This is a genomic window from Leclercia sp. W17 (genome assembly GCF_003336325.1).
Classification (GTDB): domain Bacteria; phylum Pseudomonadota; class Gammaproteobacteria; order Enterobacterales; family Enterobacteriaceae; genus Enterobacter.
On record NZ_CP031101.1, the window covers coordinates 633,952 to 657,336 of the forward strand.

General features: G+C 55.9%; 18 protein-coding genes and 5 pseudogenes. 9 read left to right on the forward strand and 14 right to left on the reverse strand.

What is annotated here, in order from left to right; genetic code table 11:
* Positions 1-2 precede the first annotated feature (2 nt).
* The 4 genes from DVA44_RS03195 to DVA44_RS03210 all read left to right on the forward strand — a co-directional run bounded on the left by DVA44_RS03195 (position 3) and on the right by DVA44_RS03210 (position 7,037).
* Positions 3-3,875, forward strand: a complete 3,873-nt coding sequence (locus DVA44_RS03195) for a cellulose biosynthesis protein BcsC (protein ID WP_114385716.1) — start codon at positions 3-5, stop codon at positions 3,873-3,875.
* A complete protein-coding gene (gene bcsD / locus DVA44_RS03200; protein ID WP_103824860.1) occupies positions 3,875-4,342 on the forward strand; it encodes a cellulose biosynthesis protein BcsD in 468 nt (155 codons plus the stop codon). The genes DVA44_RS03195 and bcsD overlap by 1 nt, the downstream gene beginning before the upstream one ends.
* 9 nt (positions 4,343-4,351) lie before the next feature.
* Positions 4,352-5,341 carry a glycosyl hydrolase family 8 gene (locus DVA44_RS03205; RefSeq protein ID WP_114385717.1) on the forward strand — a complete coding sequence of 330 codons (990 nt, stop codon included), beginning with the start codon at positions 4,352-4,354 and terminating at the stop codon, positions 5,339-5,341.
* Positions 5,342-5,729: 388 nt separating this feature from the next.
* Positions 5,730-7,037, forward strand: a complete 1,308-nt coding sequence (locus DVA44_RS03210) for a site-specific integrase (RefSeq protein ID WP_114385718.1) — start codon at positions 5,730-5,732, stop codon at positions 7,035-7,037.
* Positions 7,038-7,041: 4 nt separating this feature from the next.
* Here DVA44_RS03210 and DVA44_RS25625 read toward each other — a convergent pair whose 3' ends face one another.
* Together DVA44_RS25625 and DVA44_RS03215 are read right to left on the reverse strand one after the other, a co-directional pair.
* On the reverse strand, positions 7,042-7,218 hold the full coding sequence (locus DVA44_RS25625) for a hypothetical protein (protein ID WP_163424167.1): 177 nt from the start codon (positions 7,216-7,218) through the stop codon (positions 7,042-7,044).
* Between the two features lie 112 nt (positions 7,219-7,330).
* Entirely contained in the window at positions 7,331-8,008 is a 678-nt protein-coding gene (locus DVA44_RS03215; protein ID WP_114385719.1) for a hypothetical protein, read from the reverse strand.
* Between DVA44_RS03215 and DVA44_RS03220 the strand changes: the two are divergent.
* Positions 7,988-8,955 (forward strand): annotated as a pseudogene (locus tag DVA44_RS03220) (IS5 family transposase). The gene DVA44_RS03215 and the pseudogene DVA44_RS03220 overlap by 21 nt on opposite strands.
* Before the next feature lie 199 nt (positions 8,956-9,154).
* Here the strand turns inward: DVA44_RS03220 and DVA44_RS03225 are convergent.
* From DVA44_RS03225 to DVA44_RS26190, 11 genes and pseudogenes are all read right to left on the reverse strand, one after another.
* Positions 9,155-9,852 (reverse strand): IS1 family transposase gene (locus DVA44_RS03225; RefSeq protein WP_246843594.1). Its coding sequence is split into 2 segments (ribosomal slippage): positions 9,155-9,603 and positions 9,603-9,852, totalling 699 coding nucleotides; the frame shifts between segments, so codons are not numbered across the junction.
* Between the two features lie 55 nt (positions 9,853-9,907).
* A pseudogene (locus DVA44_RS03230) lies at positions 9,908-10,120 on the reverse strand (transposase); the annotation flags it as partial.
* Positions 10,121-10,894: 774 nt separating this feature from the next.
* Positions 10,895-11,206 (reverse strand): annotated as a pseudogene (locus tag DVA44_RS26170) (creatininase family protein).
* 238 nt (positions 11,207-11,444) lie between these two features.
* On the reverse strand, positions 11,445-13,178 hold the full coding sequence (locus DVA44_RS03250) for an ABC transporter ATP-binding protein (protein ID WP_004118832.1): 1,734 nt from the start codon (positions 13,176-13,178) through the stop codon (positions 11,445-11,447).
* A gap of 7 nt (positions 13,179-13,185) precedes the next feature.
* A complete protein-coding gene (locus tag DVA44_RS03255; protein WP_004118225.1) occupies positions 13,186-14,133 on the reverse strand; it encodes an acetamidase/formamidase family protein in 948 nt (315 codons plus the stop codon).
* Positions 14,134-14,177: 44 nt separating this feature from the next.
* Positions 14,178-15,782, reverse strand: a complete 1,605-nt coding sequence (locus tag DVA44_RS03260) for an ABC transporter substrate-binding protein (protein ID WP_004152278.1) — start codon at positions 15,780-15,782, stop codon at positions 14,178-14,180.
* Between the two features lie 12 nt (positions 15,783-15,794).
* Positions 15,795-16,715, reverse strand: coding sequence for an ABC transporter permease (locus DVA44_RS03265; protein WP_004118227.1), 921 nt, complete (start codon positions 16,713-16,715; stop codon positions 15,795-15,797).
* On the reverse strand, positions 16,715-17,563 hold the full coding sequence (locus tag DVA44_RS03270) for an ABC transporter permease (protein ID WP_004118228.1): 849 nt from the start codon (positions 17,561-17,563) through the stop codon (positions 16,715-16,717). The genes DVA44_RS03265 and DVA44_RS03270 overlap by 1 nt, the downstream gene beginning before the upstream one ends.
* Positions 17,560-18,153 (reverse strand): ANTAR domain-containing response regulator, encoded by a 594-nt coding sequence (locus tag DVA44_RS03275; RefSeq protein WP_114385720.1) that lies wholly within the window; start codon positions 18,151-18,153, stop codon positions 17,560-17,562. The genes DVA44_RS03270 and DVA44_RS03275 overlap by 4 nt, the downstream gene beginning before the upstream one ends.
* Positions 18,150-19,277 (reverse strand): transporter substrate-binding protein, encoded by a 1,128-nt coding sequence (locus tag DVA44_RS03280; protein WP_004118230.1) that lies wholly within the window; start codon positions 19,275-19,277, stop codon positions 18,150-18,152. The genes DVA44_RS03275 and DVA44_RS03280 overlap by 4 nt, the downstream gene beginning before the upstream one ends.
* Positions 19,278-19,561: 284 nt before the next feature.
* Positions 19,562-19,663, reverse strand: a pseudogene (locus tag DVA44_RS26190) (integrase); the annotation flags it as partial.
* Here DVA44_RS26190 and DVA44_RS25630 point away from each other — a divergent pair.
* Complete coding sequence (locus DVA44_RS25630) at positions 19,658-19,870, forward strand: hypothetical protein (RefSeq protein ID WP_161989521.1); 213 nt, start codon at positions 19,658-19,660, stop codon at positions 19,868-19,870. The pseudogene DVA44_RS26190 and the gene DVA44_RS25630 overlap by 6 nt on opposite strands.
* 205 nt (positions 19,871-20,075) lie before the next feature.
* Here the strand turns inward: DVA44_RS25630 and DVA44_RS25905 are convergent.
* Positions 20,076-20,264, reverse strand: a pseudogene (locus tag DVA44_RS25905) (DUF2913 family protein); the annotation flags it as partial.
* 246 nt (positions 20,265-20,510) lie between these two features.
* Between DVA44_RS25905 and DVA44_RS03295 the strand changes: the two are divergent.
* Genes DVA44_RS03295 through DVA44_RS03305 form a run of 3 tightly spaced genes read left to right on the forward strand, consistent with a single transcriptional unit; the run spans position 20,511 to position 22,820 of the window.
* The gene (locus tag DVA44_RS03295) at positions 20,511-20,888 is read left to right on the forward strand and encodes a transposase (protein ID WP_015060490.1); all 378 of its coding nucleotides are present in this window, start codon (positions 20,511-20,513) and stop codon (positions 20,886-20,888) included.
* Positions 20,885-21,232: an IS66 family insertion sequence element accessory protein TnpB gene (gene tnpB / locus DVA44_RS03300; RefSeq protein WP_063162313.1), complete on the forward strand. Its 348-nt coding sequence runs from the start codon at positions 20,885-20,887 to the stop codon at positions 21,230-21,232. The genes DVA44_RS03295 and tnpB overlap by 4 nt, the downstream gene beginning before the upstream one ends.
* Before the next feature lie 49 nt (positions 21,233-21,281).
* Positions 21,282-22,820, forward strand: coding sequence for an IS66-like element ISSgsp1 family transposase (locus tag DVA44_RS03305; RefSeq protein ID WP_015060488.1), 1,539 nt, complete (start codon positions 21,282-21,284; stop codon positions 22,818-22,820).
* Positions 22,821-23,385 lie beyond the last annotated feature (565 nt).

Genomic DNA, 23,385 nt, shown 5'->3' on the forward strand with positions numbered 1-23,385 from the left:
CTATGGAAAATAAAAACAAAACCGCCAGACATCTGCCTGTGCTTTGCCTGTTCAGCGGGCTGGCGCTCGGGGGCCTTCAGGGCGCCCAGGCGGCGGATGCCGCGCAGTCGGCCAATAATCCGGCGCTGAAAGCGCTCTTCGACCAGGCGAACTACTGGCACGAAAAGTCTCACGATAACCTGGCGATGGAATCGCTGAAAAAAGTGCTGATGGTGGACCCCAACAACACCCAGGCGCTTTACTTGATGGCGCTGTGGTCACAGCAGGCTGGGGACATGAAAGGAGCCGCCCAGTGGCGTGAGCGCTTAACGGCGGTCTCGCCGCAGGATGCGAATCTGCAGGCGCTGGATAACGCCAAACAGATGCAGCAGGTGCCGCGTGGGCAGCTGGAGCTGGCCCGCCAGCAGGCGCGCAGCGGCAATATTCCCGCCGCGCTTAGCACCTGGCAGAGCCTGTTTACCGGCAACCAGCCGCCGCCGAGCCTGGCCCCGGAATACTATCTGGCCATGGCGGGGGACAAATCCCTCTATCCGCAGGCGGTGAGCGAGCTGCGTCAGCTGCGCGTGCAGTACCCGCAGGATAACAATGTCAAAATTGCGCTGGGCAAAGTGCTCACCTATCAGGAGAGCACCCGCCGCGAGGGGATGGATATCCTCCAGGATCTGGCGAGCGGCAGTCAGGACGCGGATAAATCCCTGCGTCAGGCTCTGCTCTGGCTGGGGCCGCAGGCGGGTGACGAAGCCTATTACCAGACTTACCTGCAGCGCCATCCCACCGATACCGCAGTGCAGGACTACTTCCGTAAAAGCATCGGCGGGGCGGCAAAAGGCGAAGGCTATGTGGCGCTGAACAGCGGCAATACCGACACCGCCCGCAGCCAGTTTGAGCAGGCGCTGAAGACCAACCCGGAAGATGCCGACGCGCTGGCCGGGATGGGCTACGTGGCCCTGCGCAAGGGCGACTACGCCGCGGGCGCGCAGTACCTGAACCGTGCGGCAAGCCTGGGCGGAAGCGCCTCTGAGGAGCGCAAGCAGCAGGCGCAGGATGCCGAGTTCTACGGCCAACTGGCCCAGGCGCAGGCGGCCTACAAACAGGGTAACGTCAGCCAGGCGCTGGCCCTGAGCGCACCGCTCGCCCAGCGCAGTGGCGAACAGGGGGCGGCGGCGAAGCTGTTCCGCGCCGACGTCCAGCGGCATAACAAAGATTACACCTCGGCGGAGCAGACCCTGCGCGGCCTGCTGACCGAGCAGCCGAACAACGGCGCGGCCCGGGAAAACCTCTACTACGTCCTGCGCGAGCAGAACAAAACCGCCGAAGCCCAGGCGATGTTGCAGACCCTGCCGGCCAGCCTACAGGCGAGGCTCCAGCCGCGCGTCTCCGGCGGCAACCCGACCGATCCGCTGCGTCGTCAGGCGCAGCAGGCGGCGGCCAACGGCGATCCGCAGCGCGCCATTGCGCTGTTGCAGCAGGGGACGGCCCGCTATCCGTCCGATCCCTGGCTGCGTCTCGATCTTGCGCGTCTGCTGCAGAAACAGGGACGCGACGCAGAGGCGGCCAACACCATGGCACCAGCTTTCCGCCCGAACGCCAGCAACAGCGAACTCTACGCTGCCGCGCTGTTCGCCAGTGAAAACAACGCCTGGCAGCAGTCGCAAACCCTGCTGTCGCGTATTCCGGCCTCCAGCCAGAACCGCGATATGCGCGAGCTGTCGCAGCGGGTCAACTACAACCTGCAGATGAACGTCGCCGAGCGCTATCTGGCGCAGGGCGATCGCACCGCGGCGGCTAACACCCTGAAAGCCCTGGCGGCGCGTCCGCCACAAAGCCCGGCGGATGCGGGCAAGCTGGCGCGGATGCTTGCCCAGAGCGGGGATGTCACCACTGCGGTGAGCGTGGTTCACGACAACATGCGCCGCGGCGTGCAGGGTAACGCCGGGGATTATGCCGATCAGGTGGCGGTGCTCAATCAGGCGGGGCTGGGCAGCGAAGCCCAGGCCTGGCTTGCCAGCCCGGAGTTGCAGTCCCGCAGTACGCCAACCCAGCTGGCGAGCATTCGTAACGGCTACGTGATCAACGAGGCCGACCGTCTGCGCGTGCAGGGTAACTATGCTGCGGCCTACGATAAGCTGATCCGCGCCATGCAAAACGATCCGCAGAACACCGATCTGATGTTTGCGATGGCCCGCGTCTACCAGTCCGGCAAGATGAATAAAGAGGCTGGGGTGGTCTATGACTACCTGATGACCCGCGATACCCCGCAGCAGGATGCGCGGGCCGGGGCGATCGATGTGGCCCTGGCCAGCAAAAACGTCGATAAAGCGAAGCAGCTGAGCGCCGGGCTGACCAACGACGGTACGCCGGAGCGCCTGCTGCTGCTGGCGCGGGTCTCCGAGGCGGAAGGCAATCATCAGCAGGCGATGAGCTATCTGCGCACCGCGCGCGGCAAGCTGCTCGGCCTGCAGAATAACACCGGTGAAACCGCCCCAATGCTGGGCGGCCTGGCACTGGCCGACAACCCGTTTGTGGGTACCTCCAGCACCGGCGAGGTGGCGGCGTCGCCGTCGCTCTACGGCCAGGCGATGCCGTGGCAGGTGGCCCAGCTGGCGCGTAATCCAGAGACCGCGCCGCCGGGTACCGTGCGCACCGACCTGCCGGTGGAAACCGCCCAGGCAGGTACGCTGCGCCAGGTGGATAACATGATGGAGATGCTGGTGGATAAAACCGCCACCTGGGCGCGAGGATCAACCTCCCTGCGCGCGCGTGACGGCGAAGATGGGCTCAGCAAGCTCACCGAGATCAAGGCGCCATTGCAGTGGTCCACCGTGCCGTTCGGGGATTCCCGCCTGGACGTTAACGTCACGCCGATAAGCCTCGATGCGGGTACCTCGTCCGATGAATCCAGCCGCCGGTTTGGTACCGGGGCGCTGATTCAGGGCGGCGTGGCCGAAGAGCTCTATAATGCCTCCACCACCACGCCGCCTGAGCTGCCGAATATCGACAAAATCAAGGTGCCGTCCCAGGGCTCGCAAAGCGCTCAGGGTGTGGAAGTGGCGATGGCGCTCACCGGGGATCAATACAAAATTGACGTTGGCTCCACGCCGTTGGGTCAGGATCTGAATACCGTTGTCGGTGGGATCCAGTGGTCGCCACAGCTGACCGATTACCTCAAGCTGGTGCTCACCGGCGAGCGTCGTGCGGTGGTAGACAGCCTCCTCTCCTATGTCGGCGTTGAGGACAAATACAGCGGCAAGAAGTGGGGCCAGGTCACCAAAAACGGCGGCAGCGCGCAGCTGAGCTATGACAACACCGATGCAGGTTTCTACGCCGGGTTTGGCGTGTATGACTACGTCGGGGAGAACGTGCCGAGCAACACCAGCGTCACCGGCTCTGCGGGGGTCTATTTCCGCCCTTACTACGCCGCCGACCGCGAGCTGAAAGCCGGCATCAACATGAACTACATGAACTTCGACAAAAACCTGAGCTACTTCAGCTACGGGCAGGGGGGCTATTTCAGTCCGCAGGACTATATCAGCGTCTCCTTCCCGGTGGATTACACCCAGAAATATGACAACTGGAACCTGGGGTTAGGCGCATCGATTGGTTATCAGTCCTACTCCCAGGATGAGAGCCCGTACTTCCCGACGGACGCGTCCATGCAGCGCCAGCTGGAAGATTATGTCTCACGTGGTTTCGCCAAAGAGGCGTTCTACAAAGGCAACAGCGAAAACGGCCTGGGCTACAACCTGCGCGCGTCCACGGACTACAAACTCAACAAAGATATGACCATCGGCGGGCAGATTGGGTATGACACCTTCGGTGATTACAACGAAAGCACCGCAAGCCTCTACTTCCGCTACCTTCTGGGGAACAAGTAATGAACGATCAACAGCTTTTGCACTATTACCAGCATCAACAGTCCCAGTCGGGCTGGTTTGGACTGATCCACGTAATGGTTGAGACGATGGTAGCGAACGTCGGCGAGGCGCAGAGCCGCGCCTTTCTCGTGCAGATGGGCGACGCCCTGGGCGAGCGATTCCCGCTGACGCTGGCGCACACGGTGGGCGAACTCGAAGAGCAGATCAACGCCCGGCTGGCGGCCTTTAACTGGGGCTATATTGATATTGATGCCAGCGACACGGCGATCCGCATCGTGCATACGGCATTGCCGGTGCCGCCTGAAGAGGCAAAGCAGATGGCCTGGAACCACGCCTTCAGCGCGGTGCTGGAGGGGCTCTACGCCCGCTGGCTGCGCGAGCAGGGCGGAAAATCGCACGTTTCACTGTGGCGGGAGGCATCCCCCTCGGCTACGGTTATCCATTTCAGATATCAAAACAATCAATAAGGATCGGCCATGTGGCAGCGAACTAAAATCGTGGTTCTGGCGCTGGGGCTGTTGTTAAGCCATCAGGTTTTCGCTGGAAGCGCATGGGAGAGTTACAAGGCGCGGTTTTTGATGCCGGATGGTCGCATCATTGATACCGGCAACAACAGCGTGAGCCATACCGAGGGGCAGGGCTTCGCCATGATGATGGCGGTGCGCAACAACGATCGCGCGGGTTTTGACAAAATCTGGAGCTGGACCAAAAAGAATCTGCAAAACCCACAGACCGGCCTGTTCTACTGGCGCTTTAACCCGGTGGCCGCCGATCCGGTTATGGATAAAAACAATGCCACCGACGGCGATACCTTTATCGCCTGGGCGCTGTTAAAGGCGGGTACCCAGTGGAATGACAGCAATTACCTGAACGCGTCGGACGCCATCACCAAAGAGCTGGTGGCGCGCAATGTGATCAGCTTTGCCGGTTACCGCGTGATGCTGCCTGGGGCGAAAGGCTTCAACCTCAACAGCCATGTGAATCTCAACCCGTCCTATTTTATCTTCCCGGCCTGGGAGGATTTCGCGAAGCGCAGCCATCTGACGGTGTGGCGCGATCTGATCAACGACGGGCAGAAGCTGCTGGTGAAAATGCGCTTTGGCAACACGCAGCTCCCGGCGGACTGGGTTTCCCTCTATGCTGACGGCCATGTGACCCCGGCCAAAGAGTGGCCGGCGCGCTTTAGCTACGATGCGATCCGCGTGCCGCTGTACGTGAAGTGGTATCAGCCAACCAGCCCACTGATGGCACCGTATACCGCCTACTGGGGACGTTTTGCCCGTACCCAGACGCCAGCCTGGGTGAACATCACCACCAACGATCCGGCGCCTTATATGATGGACGGCGGCCTGCTGGCGGTGCGTGACCTGGCGATGGGGCAACTCCCGTCGGGCGAGCTGCAGATCACGGCGCAGGAGGATTACTATTCTGCGAGCCTGAAGATGCTGGTGTCGCTGGCAAGGTAAGTTTTACCTTCCTGCAGTGAGATTCTGGAAAGCGCCTCGCAAGAATGACTTGCGGTGGCGCTTTTTGTTTTGTGGGGAATATTGTTTACCGGACCCTGGCGATATAAATAAAAAAGACTTAGCCAGTTTCCTGTCTAAGTCCTTGAAATTTGGTGGCCCCTGCTGGACTTGAACCAGCGACCAAGCGATTATGAGTCATGTTAACAACGCGTTTCATCTTTGTGCATTTTTCATCGCTATGATTTTATTTTGATTAATAACATAGTGTTAATTCATTATTGTTGTTTCATGTTGTGCTGTGTTTTGGCCTTCAGTATCATCATTACGTCACCCACTACGTCACCTGTAAATGTTCAGGTGACGTAACACCTAAGGACTGAAAAAGGCTATGTCTGATAATTTAACCGTCTCGCTGATCAGCGGCTTAAAGCCGAAGAAAACTGCCTATTATGAGTGGGACAAAAGTGGTGAACGTGGGGCAGGGCGATTAGGGGTGAAAGTTGAGCCATCAGGCCAGAGAGTTTTTTATTATCGCTACTTCTGGCAAGGGAAACGGCAGTTCATTCTGCTAGGGCGGTTCCCTGAGCTGTCACTGGCACAAGCCAGACAGCAATGCAAAGAGCATGCGGGTCTTCTTAAACAAGGAAAAGCACCCAAGGCCGAAATCGCAGAGCAGCTTTTCTCTGCCGAACAACAACAACGTGAAGACCAGCTCAGAGGCAGCATTGAGCAACTCATTTTGGGTTACACCACCAAAATGCGTGAAGATGGTAAACGCACCTGGCAACAGGTTTTGTACCGGCTGGAAAAAGAAACCTATCCTTTTATACCTAAAGTGATGAAAGCTCGTGACGTTACACCTGCTCATATTAAACAAATTCTGGCCACCATTATTAAACGTGGTGCATCAGTTGAAGCAAATCGTGTTCGCTCTTATCTGATGGCAGCATTCAATTATGGGCTGAAGGCTGACAACGATCCGGCAAACCACCAGCAGAACGTGATGTTTGGGCTTCAAATGAATCCAGTGAGTGTGATACCTAAACAATCTGCAGCGGAGAAGGCAGGGACAAACTGGCTGAAACTGGATGAATTACAGCAACTTATGGGGGATTTCCCTAAAGCACCAAAGGTCGGCTCGTTAATCAGCCAATTGCTTAACTTATGTGTCTATACGGGGGGCCAGCGGCCTCATGAGCTGGTTTCCAGCCGTTGGGATGCCGTTAACTGGGAAGAAAAAACGTTATTGATAGTGGCGGATGTGTCGAAAAATAAAAGGGATCATCTGGTGCCTTTGACTGAGTCAGCCATTGAGATACTCGAAAAGTTGAAGGCTGAGAATCATAGTCAGAGTCCTTACATCTTCCCGCAGCGTATTAAATCGGAACAGCATCTACGCACAGACAGCTTTGCACAAGCCATCATTTATTACCGGCAACACTTTGCGTTGAGCCCATCTTTTATTGCGCGTGATATTCGTCGTACCTGTAAGACCCTGATGGGCGAAGCGGGTATTGCTAAAGACCTGCGTGACCGCATTCAGAACCATGCTCTACAGGATGTGAGTTCTAAACACTACGATCGTTACGATTACCTGGTTGAAAAGCGTAAGGCTCTCGAGATCTGGGAGTCTCGGGTGAATAACCACCAGCAACAGCAGGAAAACAATGTCGTTAACCTGTTTGGGCAGAGATAGAGGCTTAAATCGGATCTCTGGATTTGCTGGCGAGGCCGACGTTCTTCGCCAGTGTTCGGTTACGTTTGAGCTGTCGCTCAATTTCTTGCACGGGTTTTCCGGTTTCAATGGCTGTAGAACTGGCAACGGAACGATAGATTTGTGCCGGGGTTACTTGATATGGCGGAACTAATTTTTTCATGATAGTCAATTAAATTAATTGTGCCTTTATTATTTGATGCTAAATACAATAAGCGAAAATATTAGAGGTGACGCCATCTCCTCACCTCTAATATAAAAATATCTAATATTTATTACATTGTGATTCCTGCAGGAGCAGTTTTTTTATCTAACCCGGATTGCATACTTTGTCCTACATTATCACGACGGAAATCAAACATGTTCATTTCAAACGTACTTATAGCTACCTGATCATTGCCATGAACATGAGCAATCAAACGATTAAACGGTTCCTTGTAAGGTGCTTTAGCGTAAGATCCTCCGAATTCCCCTGAGTTAACGAGCACAACATGCTGGTACATATGATAATGCAGTGCTTCAACCATGGAATCGAATGTATTAACATCCCTGTTTAATGCTGCTACAAGATAAGCATTTGATTTATCCCTGAGATCTGCACTTAGCGCGATGTCGGTTGCGTCATAACAAATGGAGCCTGTGAGAACAAATCCTTTTTTATCAGGGAATTGGGGGTGAGCAAGTTCAAGCATCAATTGGTATGGTCTCCAGGGTTCAACCCGGCCTTTCTCATCTTCCATCATATTATGCTTGCCTTGAAGTCTTATCATTTCTTTCTGGCTGCTATTGCTTTTAGGTGGGACAATCCAAACGGCACAATTATTTGGTCCTTTGATTCCAGGTTGCTCAATAAATGTTAGGCCCGAGTATATGATTGCATTGGTTTTTCTAGATAAGGCGGGCTTTGTTGAATAAATCGAACTTTTGCTGAGTTGAAGGATCAGATCACGCATCTTCCCGACAACGCAGACCGTTCCGTGGCAAAGCAAAAGTTCAAAATCACCAACTGGCCCACCTACAATAAAGCCCTCATCAACCGTGGCTCCATAACTTTCTGGCTGGATGATGAAGCTATTCAGGACTGGTATGAGTCGACAACGCCTTCATCACGGGGAAGACCTCAGCGCTATTCTGATCTCGCCATCACCACCGTTCTGGTCATTAAACGCGTGTTCAGGTTGACCCTGCGGGCTGCACAGGGTTTTATTGATTCCATTTTTACACTGATGAATGTTCCGTTGCGCTGCCCGGATTACACCAGTGTCAGCAAGCGCGCAAAGTCGGTTAATGTCAGTTTCAAAACGTTCACCCGGGGTGAAATCGCGCATCTGGTGATTGATTCCACCGGGCTGAAGGTCTTTGGTGAAGGCGAATGGAAAGTCAAAAAACACGGCAAAGAACGCCGTCGTATATGGCGAAAGTTGCATCTGGCAGTTGACAGCAACACACATGAAATCATCTGTGCAGACCTGTCGCTGAACAATGTGACGGACTCAGAAGCCTTCCCGGGTCTTATCCGGCAGACTCACAGAAAAATCAGGGCAGCATCGGCAGACGGCGCTTACGACACCCGGCTCTGTCACGATGAACTGCGGCGTAAGAAAATCAGCGCGCTTATCCCTCCCCGAAAAGGTGCGGGTTACTGGCCCGGTGAATATGCAGACCGTAACCGTGCAGTGGCTAATCAGCGAATGACCGGGAGTAATGCGCGGTGGAAATGGACAACAGATTACAACCGTCGCTCGATAGCGGAAACGGCGATGTACCGGGTAAAACAGCTGTTCGGGGTTCACTGACGCTGCGTGACTACGATGGTCAGGTTGCGGAGGCTATGGCCCTGGTACGAGCGCTGAACAAAATGACGAAAGCAGGTATGCCTGAAAGCGTGCGTATTGCCTGAAAACACAACCCGCTACGGGGGAGACTTACCCGAAATCTGATTTATTCAACAAAGCCGTTATCTCCCTGTAAACATGAACCAACCCACTCGATGATAATAATCTTGCTTGCCTTTTAAGGATGACTGCAATCAGCCAGTAAAATAAAAAATACCAATCTAATGATTACCATACATTCTAGCTTTCGGTAATGACTCCAACTTACTGATAGTGTTTTATGTTCAGATAATGCCCGATGACCTTGTCATGCAGCTCCACCGATTTTGAGAACGACAGTGACTTCCGTCCCAGCCTTGCCAGATGTTGTCTCAGATTCAGGTTATGTCGCTCAATGCGCTGAGTGTAACGCTTGCTGATAACGTGCAGCTTTCCCTTCAGGCGGGGTTCATACAGCGGCCAGCCATCCGTCATCCATACCACGACCTCAAAGGCCGACAGCAGGCTCAGAAGACGCTCCAGTGTGGCCAGAGTGCGTTCACCGAAGACGTGCGCCACAACCGTCCTCCGTATCCTGTCATACGCGTAAAACAGCCAGCGCTGACGTGATTTAGCACCGACGTAGCCCCACTGTTCGTCCATTTCAGCGCAGACAATCACATCACTGCCCGGTTGTATGCGCGAGGTTACCGACTGCGGCCTGAGTTTTTTAAGTGACGTAAAACCGTGTTGAGGCCAATGCCCATAATGCGTGCACTGGCGCGACATCCGACGCCATTCATGGCCCTATCAATGATTTTCTGGTGCGTACCGGGCTGAGAGGCGGTGTAAGTGAACTGTAGTTGCCATGTTTTACGGCAATGAGAGCAGAGATAGCGCTGATGTCCGGCAGTGCTTTTGCCGTTACGCACCACGCCTTCAGTAGCGGAGCAGGAAGGACATCTGATGGAAATGGAAGCCACGCAAGCACCTTAAAATCACCATCATACACTAAATCAGTAAGTTGGCAGCATTACCCTTCAGCTCTTTCTGGAGGCGTCGGATCTCAGCCTGAGCGTCTGACTGGACTTTATTGGTTGAGGAATCCGGGCCATATGCCTTTATCCAGGCATAAAGACTGTGGGTGGTGATACCGAGACGTGTTGCCACGCTGGAAACAGAATGGCCGCGATCAACAACCTGTTTTACCGCTTCAATTTTAAACTCTTCGGGATAACGCTTACCGCTCATGGGCACCTCTCTTTAAGTCATCTTAAATGACTCTGAGGTGTCTGTTAAACCCGTGGCGATTCAGTTATCTAGATTGATGGCTATGAGGATCGAGGCCCGGCCTGCATGCTGCTAGTTATATCTTAACCGGAAGCGGGTTTCATCCGGAACCGTAGCCCCTGGACTGAACATCAGGCCCGGACTGGCGAGCAGTGCGCAGCCAGTCTTCTGAATGCCGCTTTGCGGCATGGAGGCGCCAGATGAGGTTACATGCGTCTGTGGAGTCAAATGGCGCCGAAAGCCCGACGTAGCCGGTTACCGGACTATAAATTCTGCCCGTTTGCCCCCTGTCCTGGTTAGCTCTACCCCGCTATCTCGCCCTTTCGGGCGAGGTGTAGTCAAGGACACTCCGGTCCGGCGCTGGTTTGATCGCCGGGTTTTAAGGGATGTGGTGATATACGGATCCGTCTCCTATCTTCCGAATCTCGCGTAAGCGTTAACGTCAACCAACGCATCACTAGGGCTACGTCACTTGTGGCTCGTTGATGTTATGAGGTTGCCGTGTCTTCTGCGCTTTCCCCCTCCAACCCCACTAGGACAACTTCCCGCTGGGGCTTGTACGTCAGCATTGTGCTGATTGGCGCGAATCTGCGCGCCCCCATTACGAGCCTCGGGCCGGTTCTTCCCGATATTCAACGCGCCTTACACCTCGGAGGTCTTGGGGCGGAAGCAGCTGGCACCGACGGCAAACATCTCCAATTCAATGCGCAGCTGGCGACAAACCATTTCCATCAATTAGGGCTGGCCGCCTTGTGAATTCCAGAAAACGATCTTGCGAATACCTGTGCGCCAGGCGCTTTTAGCCATTTCAAAACACACTTTCCCCAGAACATCATATGGCAACGAAAGTGTGTCAGGGTAAGCTAGGTGTTCGTCAGATTAACCTACAGGCAAAGTGGCCAACACCAGCATCGGTAAATTGGCAGGCAGTAATTCTACAGCTCGCTCAATAATGCTGGCATTAATGGCAGCAAACACCCGAACCGGCAGATGAGCTCCGTGTTGTTCTACGGCGCAAATAGGTAGTACGGCGACGATATTCGCCATATCCAGTTTACTGAATTCCCGCGTGGTGAGATCACACCACTAGGGAGAAGACGGTTTAAGCATGTTTACCTCCGGTTTTGTCTAACAATAAAAGATACGGTACGTTGCATTTAGGGCATTTTAGACCGGCTCTATGTCCTGCTATGTGCTAACTTTTCCAGTTTAATGGCCTCTCGTCGAGTTGTGTGGCAACAGTGTTGCCACCGGCGGAAATCCGCCGGTTTGAATGCTTTTTTGTTCAGCAGGCGACGAGGTGCCCGTCGCCAAAATCGGTAAAGCGCTGCGGTACTCTCTGATAGCCGATGGGTTTGATCGGTTCTGGTCTTATCGGCATTGCGCTGGTGGCTCGGGGTTGCCGTCTTTGCTGAACGTCAGGTATAGGAACGGCGCTGAGCAAGTGCTGAGTATAAGGATGCTGCGGATGGTGCAACACTCGATCTCGTGGGCCGATCTCCACGAGCTGGCCGCCAAACATCACCGCTACCCGGTGGCAGATGCGCTCCACCACCGCCATATCATGGGAAATAAACAGATAGCTGAGCCGATAGCGCTGACGCAAATCTTCCAGCAGCGTCAGCACCTGCGCCTGTACTGAAACATCCAGCGCGGAAACCGATTCATCGGCGATGATCACTTTCGGGTTCAGCGCCAGCGCGCGGGCAATGCAAATGCGCTGGCGCTGGCCGCCGGAAAACTGGTGCGGATAACGCCGCATCGCTTCCGCTGGCAGGCCGACCTGCTGCAATAGCTGCGCCACCCGCTCCGTGCGCTGTACTGCGGGCATCTGTTCATGAATCAGCAGCGGCTCCCCAACCAGGTCGAAAATAGTTTTGCGCGGATTGAGCGCCGCCCAGGGATCCTGAAACACCATCTGCAAATCGCGGCGTACCGCTCTTAACGCCTCGTCCTTCAGGCCGTGCAGCTCCTGTCCGTTAAGCTGCGCGCTGCCGCTAAATGGCACCATATTCATCAGCGCTTTTGCCGTCGTCGATTTACCGCAGCCGCTTTCACCGACGATGCCCAACGTCTCGCCGGGGAAAAGATCGAAGCTGACGCCATCGACGGCATGGACTTCGCGACGCACGCGCAGGCCGTCGCCGCGCACCGGAAAGCGCACGCTGAGGTCGCGGACGCTGAGCAACGGTCGCGTCGCCTCGACCGGCGCCAGCGCGGGCGCCTGGCCCAGCACCGGTACCGCCTGCAACAGCTGGCGGGTATAAGCCGCCTGCGGCGAGGTAAACAGCGTTTTTGCCGGAGCCTGCTCCATGATTTTGCCGTGACTCATGACCAGCACATCATCGGCCATTTCTGCCACCACTCCCATATCGTGGGTGATCAACAGCAGGCTGGTGGAAAACGCCTGCTGCAGTTCGCGCATCAACTCGAGGATCTGCGCCTGAATAGTGACGTCGAGGGCCGTGGTCGGCTCATCGGCAATCAGCACCTGTGGCTGGCACAGCATTGCCATGGCGATCATCACCCGCTGGCGCATACCGCCGGAAAGCTCGTGCGGATACTGTTGCAGGCGCTTCTCCACATGACTGATTTTGACCGCGTCCAGCATCGTGCTGACCCGGCTGCGCCGTTCACGGCGGCCCAGCACTTCGTGGCGTTGCAGCGTCTCTTCCAGCTGCTGGCCCACCGTCATCAGCGGATTGAGCGAGGTCATCGGTTCCTGAAAAATCATGGCAACCGACTTGCCGCGCAGCAGCTGCATTTGCCGCTCCGGCAGGCTGAGCAAATCCTGGTTATCAAAAATAATCGCGCCGCCTGGAATCTGTGCCTCCTCCGGAAGCAAACCCATGATCGCCAGCGAAGTCAGCGATTTACCGCTGCCCGACTCGCCGGCAATGCACAGAGTTTTTCCCGGCCAGAGCGCAAAGCTGACGTCATCCACCACCCGCTGTGTACCAAACTGGATCGACAGGCGCTCGACCGAGAGCAGCGGCGCCGGAAATAGGACTGCTGACATAACGCTCCTAATTAAACACGCTGTTGGGAAAATAGAACGACACCACCCAGTTAGGCCGATCGACGATTTCGCTGATGCGCAGATCGCCGCACACGGAGCAGAGCATATAGGCCTCTTCCGCCGACATCCCTTGTTCGCGGCACAGCGCATCGATGGTATAGCTTACCGCGTCGCGGGCGGCGGTCATCAGGTCAGGGCCAATGCCGGTGAAGGCGCTGTAGCCGTGCCGATCCAGATGTTGGGTCACTGGGCCAGGGGTGGCGAAACGCGGCGTTTTCAGCGGCATATCTTTAACCACTTCCAGCTTCACCACCACGTCCATCGCGCTTTCAATCGCCGTGCCGCAGACTTCACCATCGCCCTGCGCGGCGTGGGTGTCACCAATAGAAAACAACGCGCCTTCTACTTCCACCGGTAGCCATAATGTGCAGCCAGCGGCCAGATCGCGAATATCCAGATTGCCGCCCACGCGGCGCGGCGGCACCACCGAATGATGGCCCGCGGCGGCGGGAGCGACGCCGAGGGTACCGGCGAAGGGTTTCAGCGGTACGCGGCCATATCGGCCAAAGGCGCAGGGGGTTAAGCCCTGGCGGTCATATTGCCACAGCGTCAGCGCCGGATCAGAAAACTGATCGGCCAGCAGGCCGAAGCCCGGGATATTCGCAGTCCAGCCAAAGCCGCTGGGACGAAAGGATTCCAGCGTCACCTTTAGCGCATCGCCCGGCTGAGCGCCTTCCACATAGACCGGGCCACTGACCGGGTTGAGCTTATCAAACGGCAGCGTTGGGATATCCGCTGCGGTAGAACCGGCGTTGAACCAGCCGTTAGCCGCATCCAGGCAGTGAAACTCCAGTTGGCTGCCGGAAGCTACGTGCAGGACCGGGCTCAGGCTGTTATCCCAGCCGAAATGATGTTGAGCATGATGAATGGTCTTCACCAGACAATTTTGGCACATCCTGACTCTCCTTTAAGCAGCGGCGCCGTCCCGGCGCCATCAAATTATTTCAGTCCGATATAGTCGTAGTTGACTGGTACATGCACTGGATCGACATACAGCGCGTCCTCGCCCCCCATGCGTGCGGAATGTACGGTGTAGCGCTTCTCGTTGAATACCGGCACCCAGGGCGCGTCATCCATAGCAGTGATGAAGATTTTGCGCCAGGCTTCAATGCGCGCGTCCTGCTGGTCGGGTTTCACCATGCTGTCCGCCGCGGCCGCCTGCGCGTCCAGCGCTTTGTTGCAGTAGCGCGCCCAGTTCCAGCCGCCCTCTACCGCCCCGGCGCAGCCGAGGATCGGGCCATAGAAGTTGGAGGGATCCGGGAAATCGGCGATCCACGCCATGCCGCCGGACCAGACCATCGGCGCTTGGCTGGCGGAGCCGCCCGCCGCAATCACATTCGCCTGCGCCAGGGATTTGATGCTGGCGTGGATGCCCACTTTGGCCAGATCCTGCTGGATAGACTGGGCGATACGCGGCTGCGGATCGGTATTCATCACGTACAGTTCGGTAGCAAAACCGTTGGGGAAACCCGCTTCGCTGAGCAGTTGCTTCGCTTTTGCCGGGTCGTAGCTGAAACCCTGATATGCCTTGTCATAACCGGGCATGGCGGGTGGCAGTGGCTGGTTGGCCGGCGCCGCGCGTCCATTAATGATGCGCACGATGCGATCTTTGTTGACCGCCATGTTCACCGCCTGGCGGACTTTGAGATTATCGAAAGGCGGCAGCGTGGTTTTCATCGTCACGTAGCCGGTCTGCAACTGGTCGCCGGTGACCATCAGGCCCTTATAGGCCGGGTTGTTTTTAAACGACAGAAACTGTGCGGGCGGTACGCCGTCGCCGGCAATATCCACTTCGCCTTTTTCCAGCCGCAGCAGAGCGACCGAGGGATCCTGTCCCATTTCGAACTTTATGTGATCCAGCCGCGGCACGCCGGCTTTAAAGTAGTTCGGGTTTTTGCGGAAGATCAGCTCCTGGCCCAGCTTCCACTCCTGGAGCTCAAACGCGCCGCTGCCGACCGGATGCTTGCCGAAGTCGGCGCCCCATTTCTCCACCTCCTCACGGGGAACCACCGAGGCAAAGTTCAGCGCCAGCACATGCAGGAAGGTGGCGTTGGGCTCTTTCAGAGTGATTTTTACCGTATGATCGTCGACGACCTCGATACCGCTCAGGGTCGTGCTTTTACCGCTGGCCTCCTCGTCATAGCCCGCGATGGGACTGAAGAACCCGGCGCCCGGACTTTGGGTTTTCGGGTTGACTGTGCGTTCCAGAGAATATTTCACGTCCGCCGCCGTGACCTCGCGGCCGTTGTGGAATTTCACCCCTTTGCGTAGCACAAAGGTGTAGACCTTGCCGTCCTCGGAAATGGCGTAGCTCTCCGCCAGGTCGTTCACCAACTCGGTGGTGCCGGGACGATAGTCCATCAGGCCGTCGAACAGGCTTTTGATCATCGACCAGTTTTGCCAGTCATAGCCAATGGCCGGATCGAGGGTCGCCACGTCGTTCTGGTAGGTCACCACGATATCGCCGCCGGTCTTCTCGTCAGCCTGCGCGCCATAAGAGAAACAGGCCGCGGCCACCGCCATTGTCAATAACGCATTTTTCATCATCTTCCCCTGCTACTTTTTGACATCAATGCGCGGATCGACCCACGGCAGCACCAGATCCGCAATAAGGTTGCCGCCAACAATAGCAACCGCTGACACGGTGGTTACCCCGACAATCACCGGGATATCCACCTGTTGAATCGCCTGCCAGGCCAGCTGACCGATACCCGGCCAGCCAAAGACCGATTCGACTACCACCAGTCCGCCCATAAAAATGCCGATATCAATGCCTATCATCGGAATTAGCGGCAGCACGGCATTCGGCAGCACGTGACGCAGCAGTACGCGGGTTCGGCCCAGCCCTTTGGCCCGCGCGGTGCGGATAAAATCCTGATGCAGCACCTCAATCATTGACGAGCGCAACATGCGTGAATACCAGCCGCTGCCGAGCAGGCCGAGGGTTAGCGCCGGTAGCGCCAGATGGCTGAAGCCGCCATAGCCTCCCATCGGGAACCAGTTGAGTACCACGGCGAAAAGATAGAGAAAAAGCATCGCGGCGATGAACTGCGGCGCCGAAACACCGATAAAGGAGAGCGCCATCAGAAGCCGGTCCGCCAGCCCGCCGCGTTTTAACGCCGCCAGGGTGCCGAGGGCGATCCCCAGTACCAACTCGCAGAGAATACCCGCCGCCATCAGCTGCAGTGACGGCCCGATACGGGCGGAAACCAGTTCACTCACTTCGCTGCGCTGAATAAACGAGCGTCCCAGATCGCCGTGCAGCAGCCCCTGCAGATAACGCCAATATTGCTGATAAAACGGCAGATCCAACCCCAACTGATGGCGGATGTTTTCGACTACTTCCGGCGTGGCACTGCGCCCGGCGATTTGGCGCGCTGGATCGGCGGGCAACATAAACAGCAGCAAATAGCAGATCAACGTAACGCCAAGCAGGATCAGCCCGGCATGCAACAGACGTTTTCCCAGAAATAGCATTAGTTTCGTCCTTTTAAGCCGGGATCGAGGGCGTCGCGCAGGGCGTCACCAGCGATATTGAAAGAGAGCGACAGCAGCACAATCGCCGCGCCGGGAAAGAACACCAGCCAAGGAGCCGAAGTAAAATAGCTCTGGCTTTCAAAGATGATGTTGCCCCAACTCGGCGTTGGCGGCTGTACCCCCACCCCGAGGAACGATAGAGTAGCTTCCAGCAGGACTGTGGTGGAGATGCCTAGTGTGGCCCAGACCAGCACCGTTGGCGCCAGATGTGGAATTAAATGCACGCCGAGAATACGCAACGTTCCGGCCCCCAGGGTGCGTTCCACGGCGATAAAGTCGCGGGCGCTAAGCGCGCTAGTTTCGGCGTAGATAACCCTGGCGATCTGCACCCAGTTCACCATGGCGATCACCAGGGACACGATCCAGACACTTGGCTGGAAAATCGCCGCCAGGGCAATCGCCAGCAGCAGTGCGGGAAACGCCATCATCAGATCGGTAAAGCGCATCAGCAGCCCTCCGATACGCCCCTGCAGATAACCTGCGCTAAGCCCTACCAGGACGCCGATCAGTACTGCAGTGCCGTTGGCGACAACACCGATGAGTAACGAAGTACGAGCTCCGTAAATTAAACGCGAGAAGAGATCGCGTCCCAGCAGATCGGTTCCCAGCCAGTAAGTGCTGTTGGGAGAAAGCGGTGCGCCTTCCAGGCTCAGTCCCTCGACAAACTGTTCATCGGGATCGAAGGGGGTGAGCCAGGGGGCAAACAGCGCGCTCATCACCACCAGGAGAATAAACAGCAGCGAGAGCAGCAGGGCTGGCCGGCGCAGAAAATATCCGACTCTATTCATTGTGCTCCCCGCTTGCCGGACGACATTCGTAGCAGCCACTTCTGCGCCACCTGTGCCACCGACTGGTTCGTACACATTGATTCCGAGCGCAGGCGAACCCATGCCTGTTGTTCATCAATACTTTCCGCTTGCATCTGGGCCGCCAGAGCTTGGGTAATCTGCGGCATTGCTGCCAGACGCTGGCGCAGTAGCATCTGTTGCTGTTGAATGTCATGCAACTGCTGACGCAGCCCCACTGCCATCATCAGGGTGGTATAGATGGCTCGCTGTGTAATAGGCTTGGTAAGGAGCGCTGTTGCCCCTAACTCCAGCGCGCGCTGTACCTGGTAAAGTCCCTCATGTGAGGTCAGCGCGATCACCGGTATTCCCGCCAGATTGATCTGGCTCAGGGTTAGCGGGCTGGCGAATGCCTCCAGTTCCACCAGTACTGCACAGGGGGTGAGAGGAGGTAAAGCCGCATCTCCGGTCAGGTGATGCCAGCGGATACCCATCCGCGTCAGGTTTTTTTCCAGCGCTTCGCGACTCCTTGCTTCACAGTCTACCAGCAGGAGCGGCTGAGCATCTAAATCCGGGGACAGCAGCGTTTTCATTTAACAATCCTCAGAGCAGGTCTGGCTGCAACCGTTCGGCTTTCACGTAGCTCGGTCGCGGAGAGATAGGGATCGGGCATAACCGGCAGCGGTTCGCGATGCAGTATCTGAAAGCAAGTTTGTTGCAACTCAGCGATGTAGCAGGGCAAACAGGCGTGGTTGTTTTGAGCCATTACTGAGCGAGCGCCCGGAGAATCAACGTCGTGCTGACGATGCAGTGCTGCCAGCACCGCACCCGGCTCGCTGTTTCCGGCCTCGCGCAGGCTATTGGCAAACAGCCTTACTGCCCGCCAGCCGCCGATATAGTAGTGGGAGATGCGCTGTGCGCCATGTTGCAGGTGCTGCCGCGCGCAAAAATCGAGATCGACGCTCTCAAAAAACGGTCCGCAGGAAAGCAAACGTACCGCCCTTAGTGGCGCGACTTCGGCGACTTCGGCTTCGGTAAAATTACAGCTGAGCACCGCTAACGTCCGCCGATCGCGAAGACAGGCCTCGTCCAGTGCGCGCAGAAACGCATAAGAGGTTTCGCCTACCAGGTTATTGAGCACAAAATCTACCTCTGTGCTGAGAATCGCCTCAATCAACTCGGTCACGTTGCTGTTTCTCAGGTGCAGATATTTTTCGCCCACCACCGTACCGCCGGAACCTTCCACTACCTCACGGGCGATACGATTGCTTTCCCAGCCCCAGACGTAGTTAGAGCCGATCAGCCAGGAGCGATTTCCGAACATATCCAGCGCCAGCCGCAGGAGTGGCAGCAGAGTCTGGTTCGGACAACCGCCCAGATATACGACCTGCTCGCAGCTCTCGAACCCCTCGTAAGGACAGCCATACCACAGCAGCAGGTTATGCTGCTCCAGGTCCGGGATAATCTCCTTCCGACTGGCAGAGGTAATGGTTCCGAAGATATGGCGGATGCCGTGAGCGATAAAGGTGCTCACCGCTTCACTGTAGGCTGCGAGTTCACCCGCAGGGTTGATATGTCGGGCCCGCAGCTGAAAAGGATAAGCAGGATCGGCATTGATTTCCTCTAAGGCATGGCGCGCACCAAGCAGTGTGCTGTTCGCCAGGTGGCTGTAGGTACCTTCTGTGGAAAGCAAAATTCCAATATCAATAGTTTGCACGTATGTTTGCTCTCTGCATTAATAAAAAAGCCTGATTGTCCTTATTAGGGCAATCAGGCTTCATTACCTGTCGATATTTAATGGATTCAAGGCTTAAGGGTTGCCCCTGCTTGCATATACCCGACATGAAAAATTCATGCCATTTTTAAAGCACAGTTAAATCAATGGATTATTTTTTTTTGGAGACACTTTTGCACCAATGGGATGCGGCTTGCTCAGTTATGGTGCAATTTTCTGATGCAGTCTGGTCTCTTCAACATGAGGTGGAGTAATGCACACCTGTTTTAGTTCCACGCACTTTTTGAGAGTTCCGGTTTTTCAGCCATCAGCAGGTGATCCTCCGGCGTCAGGTTATTCAGGGATTCATGGGGACGCTCTGGATGGAAGATCCTCGTGACGAAGCCGAATTTGCCCCCGGCCACGTGCTTTTTTTCGAGCGTAATGTTGTCCATGCATTACCAACCCTTCTTGAAGAACCCGTAATATTTCTGTCATTGGCCAGCCCTCGTCGTGATCCTGAAGATATTACCTTTGTTGACCCGAAAGATGGCACTGCCAGAACCTTTATGGCCAGAAATAATGAGTCAGCATAATTTATTTCCTAGTCCATTCATATGAAAACACTGGCGGAAGAGGGCTATGCACCGAGGTAAAGGGAGGCAATCCGTCGTCAGACGGTGTACTGTACACCGAAGAACAAAACCAGGCCCGTCAGCGCGAAGGGGCTGGTTTTGTTCAAGTGAGAATACCGCGCAATGTATTAATCAGTGCAGGCTCACGTTCAATGAGACACAGCAGTTTCAGAAGCCACTCGATGTCGGGGGTAATATCACACGAAAAGCGACGTTGCTTCAGCGCCGTCGCCAGCCACCTGGTGAGAAAGAGATTTTACTGTACTGGCGACACTATATCGCCGTTCTTCCTACCTAATGCCAGCGCAACCAGCTCGCACCACGCCAGATGGGCCGATTTTTCCTTCAGATTCACTACGAACGTTTTCCCTTATTTTTCGAGAACCTGAATGTATCTTAACCGGAAGCAGAAAGGATTCGGAACCGTTCACCCTGAATTGAATACACAGCCTGGACTGACGAGCAAGTTCTCTGAATGCCGCTTTGCGGCATGGAGGCGCCAGCAGCAGTGTAAGCGTCCAGCGAGAGCCGTCTGGTCATAATCTGATGTATTCGACAAAGTGGTGTACACCAAATAGTGGTGGGAACCAAAGTGTCAGATATGCAGAAAAATGTGACTTCCGGCAGGCGTAAAGGCTGCCCTAATTATTCTCCTGAGTTTAAGCAGCAGCTCGTTGCCGCCTCCTGCGAGCCCGGGATATCCATCTCAAAACTGGCGCTCGAAAATGGCATTAACGCCAATCTGCTATTTAAATGGCGCCAGCAGTGGCGCGAGGGAAAGCTGCTATTACCTTCACCTGAGAGTCCTCATTTACTCCCTGTGACTCTCGATGCCACCGCCGTACAGCCAGAACCGCCCGCAGAGGACCCAGAGCTCAGTATCAGCTGTGAGGTAACGTTCCGGCACGGGACGCTTCGCCTCAACGGTACTGTCAGCGAAAAGCTCCTGACTCTGCTGATACAGGAACTGAAGCGATGATCCCGTTACCTTCCGGGACCAAAATCTGGCTGGTTGCCGACATTACCGACATGCGAAACGGCTTCAATGGTCTGGCCGCAAAGGTGCAGATGGCGCTGAAAGACGATCCGATGTCCGGCCACGTCTTCATCTTCCGGGGCCGCAGCGGCAGCCAGGTAAAACTGCTGTGGTCTACCGGAGACGGGCTGTGCCTGCTGACCAAAAGACTGGAGCGTGGGCGCTTCGCCTGGCCGTCAGCCCGTGATGGCAAAGTGTTCCTGACACCGGCGCAGCTGGCAATGCTGCTGGAAGGCATCGACTGGCGACAGCCGAAACGGTTGATGACCTCCCTGACTATGCTGTAGGTCTCTTTATCCTGGTTGTCGCAGAATAAGCCTGGTAAAATGCGGGCTTATGAACGACACCTCTTCTGACGACATCCTTCTGCTGAAACAGTGCCTGGCTGAACAGGAAGCGTTGATCCACGCCCTGCAGGAAAAGCTGGCCGACCGGGAGCGCGAAATAGACCATCTGCAGGCGCAACTGGATAAGCTTCGCCGGATGAACTTCGGTAGCCGTTCCGAAAAGATCTCCCGCCGTATCGCACAGATGGAAGCCGACCTGAACCGGCTTCAGAAAGAGAGCGATACGCTGACCGGTCGGGTGGATGACCCGGCCGTGCAACGCCCGTTGCGCCAGACCCGTACCCGCAAACCGTTCCCCGAATCACTCCCCCGTGACGAAAAGCGACTGCTGCCAGCAGAGCCGTGTTGCCCGGACTGTGGCGGTGCGTTGAGCTACCTGGGTGAAGATACCGCTGAACAACTGGAGCTGATGCGCAGTGCCTTCCGGGTTATCCGGACCGTGCGGGAAAAACATGCCTGTACTCAGTGCGATGCCATCGTGCAGGCCCCCGCGCCTTCACGTCCCATCGAGCGGGGTATCGCCGGACCGGGGCTGCTGGCCCGCGTGCTGAGTTCAAAGTATGCAGAACATACCCCGCTGTACCGGCAGTCAGAAATATACAGCCGCCAGGGTGTGGAGCTGAGCCGCTCACTGCTGTCGGGCTGGGTGGATGCATGCTGCCGGCTGCTGTCACCGCTGGAAGAGGCGCTTCAGGGCTATGTCCTGACCGACGGTAAACTCCATGCCGATGACACCCCGGTCCAGGTGCTGCTGCCGGGCAATAAGAAGACGAAGACCGGGCGGTTGTGGACGTATGTTCGTGATGACCGCAACGCTGGATCAGCAGTCGCGCCGGCGGTGTGGTTCGCTTACAGCCCGGACAGAAAAGGCATCCACCCTCAGACCCATCTTGCAGGGTTCAGTGGTGTGCTGCAGGCGGATGCGTACGCCGGGTTCAACGAGCTGTACCGCGATGGCCAGATAACGGAAGCCGCCTGCTGGGCTCACGCCCGCCGTAAAATCCACGATGTGCACGTCCGCACACCGTCGGCGCTGACGGATGAAGCCCTGAAGCGTATCGGCGAGCTGTATGCCGTTGAAGCGGAGATAAGGGGAATGCCGGCGGAGCAACGCCTTGCTGAACGTCAGCAAAAAGCTAAACCACAGTTGAAAGCCCTGGAAAGCTGGCTGCGTGAAAAGATGAAAACGCTGTCGCGACACTCGGAGCTGGCGAAGGCGTTCACGTACGCCCTGAACCAGTGGCCGGCACTGACGTACTATGCGGAAGATGGCTGGGCCGAAGCCGATAACAACATCGCTGAAAATGCGCTACGGCTGGTCAGTCTGGGGCGTAAAAACTGGCTGTTCTTCGGCTCTGACCACGGTGGTGAGCGAGGAGCGCTGCTGTACAGCCTGATCGGGACGTGCAAACTGAATGGCGTGGATCCAGAAAGCTACCTCCGTCACGTCCTTAACGTCATAGCGGACTGGCCAGTCAACCGGGTCAGCGAACTGCTCCCCTGGCGCGTAGCACTGCCAATTGAATAACGCATCCCCGTCAATACGGTTCTCGCTGGACGCTTACAACTAAAACGGGTGTGCTTACAGTAGGACATTGTTTTTACTCATGGAAGACAGCATGCCTGATGGACAGGACCAAACAACAGGCAAAGGTGGATAAAGAGACGATCATCCCATTTTTATTTGTCAACAGTGGTAGGTGAATAGTTGCTGAACAAGTGTTCCCGCTATCGTGTCTGATTCTGCCGGTGACAAAATACCCGAGCCTTTGCGGAGCCCCAGATGAGTTCTATCAGGTTCCATACACGAATGGCCATTTCTGTCTTGGACTGCCATATTGAGTGGAATATCACCAGCAGGAGATTTATGCAAATCTCGCTGGGTCGGGCTGCTATTTCCCATTAGCAGGTTTACCCGTCATTCTTGCTGCAACCTGTGACTTTACTGTTCGCAGCCATTTCAGAACCAGGAGTATCGTCAGAGTGATCATTTGATCACTGTTTTGATCACCCGTAACGAGACAAGCGAAATTTTTTCCGCGTTTTGATCAAAAGGTTTATGTGTCGTTTACTTCTCTGATCAAATCACCAAA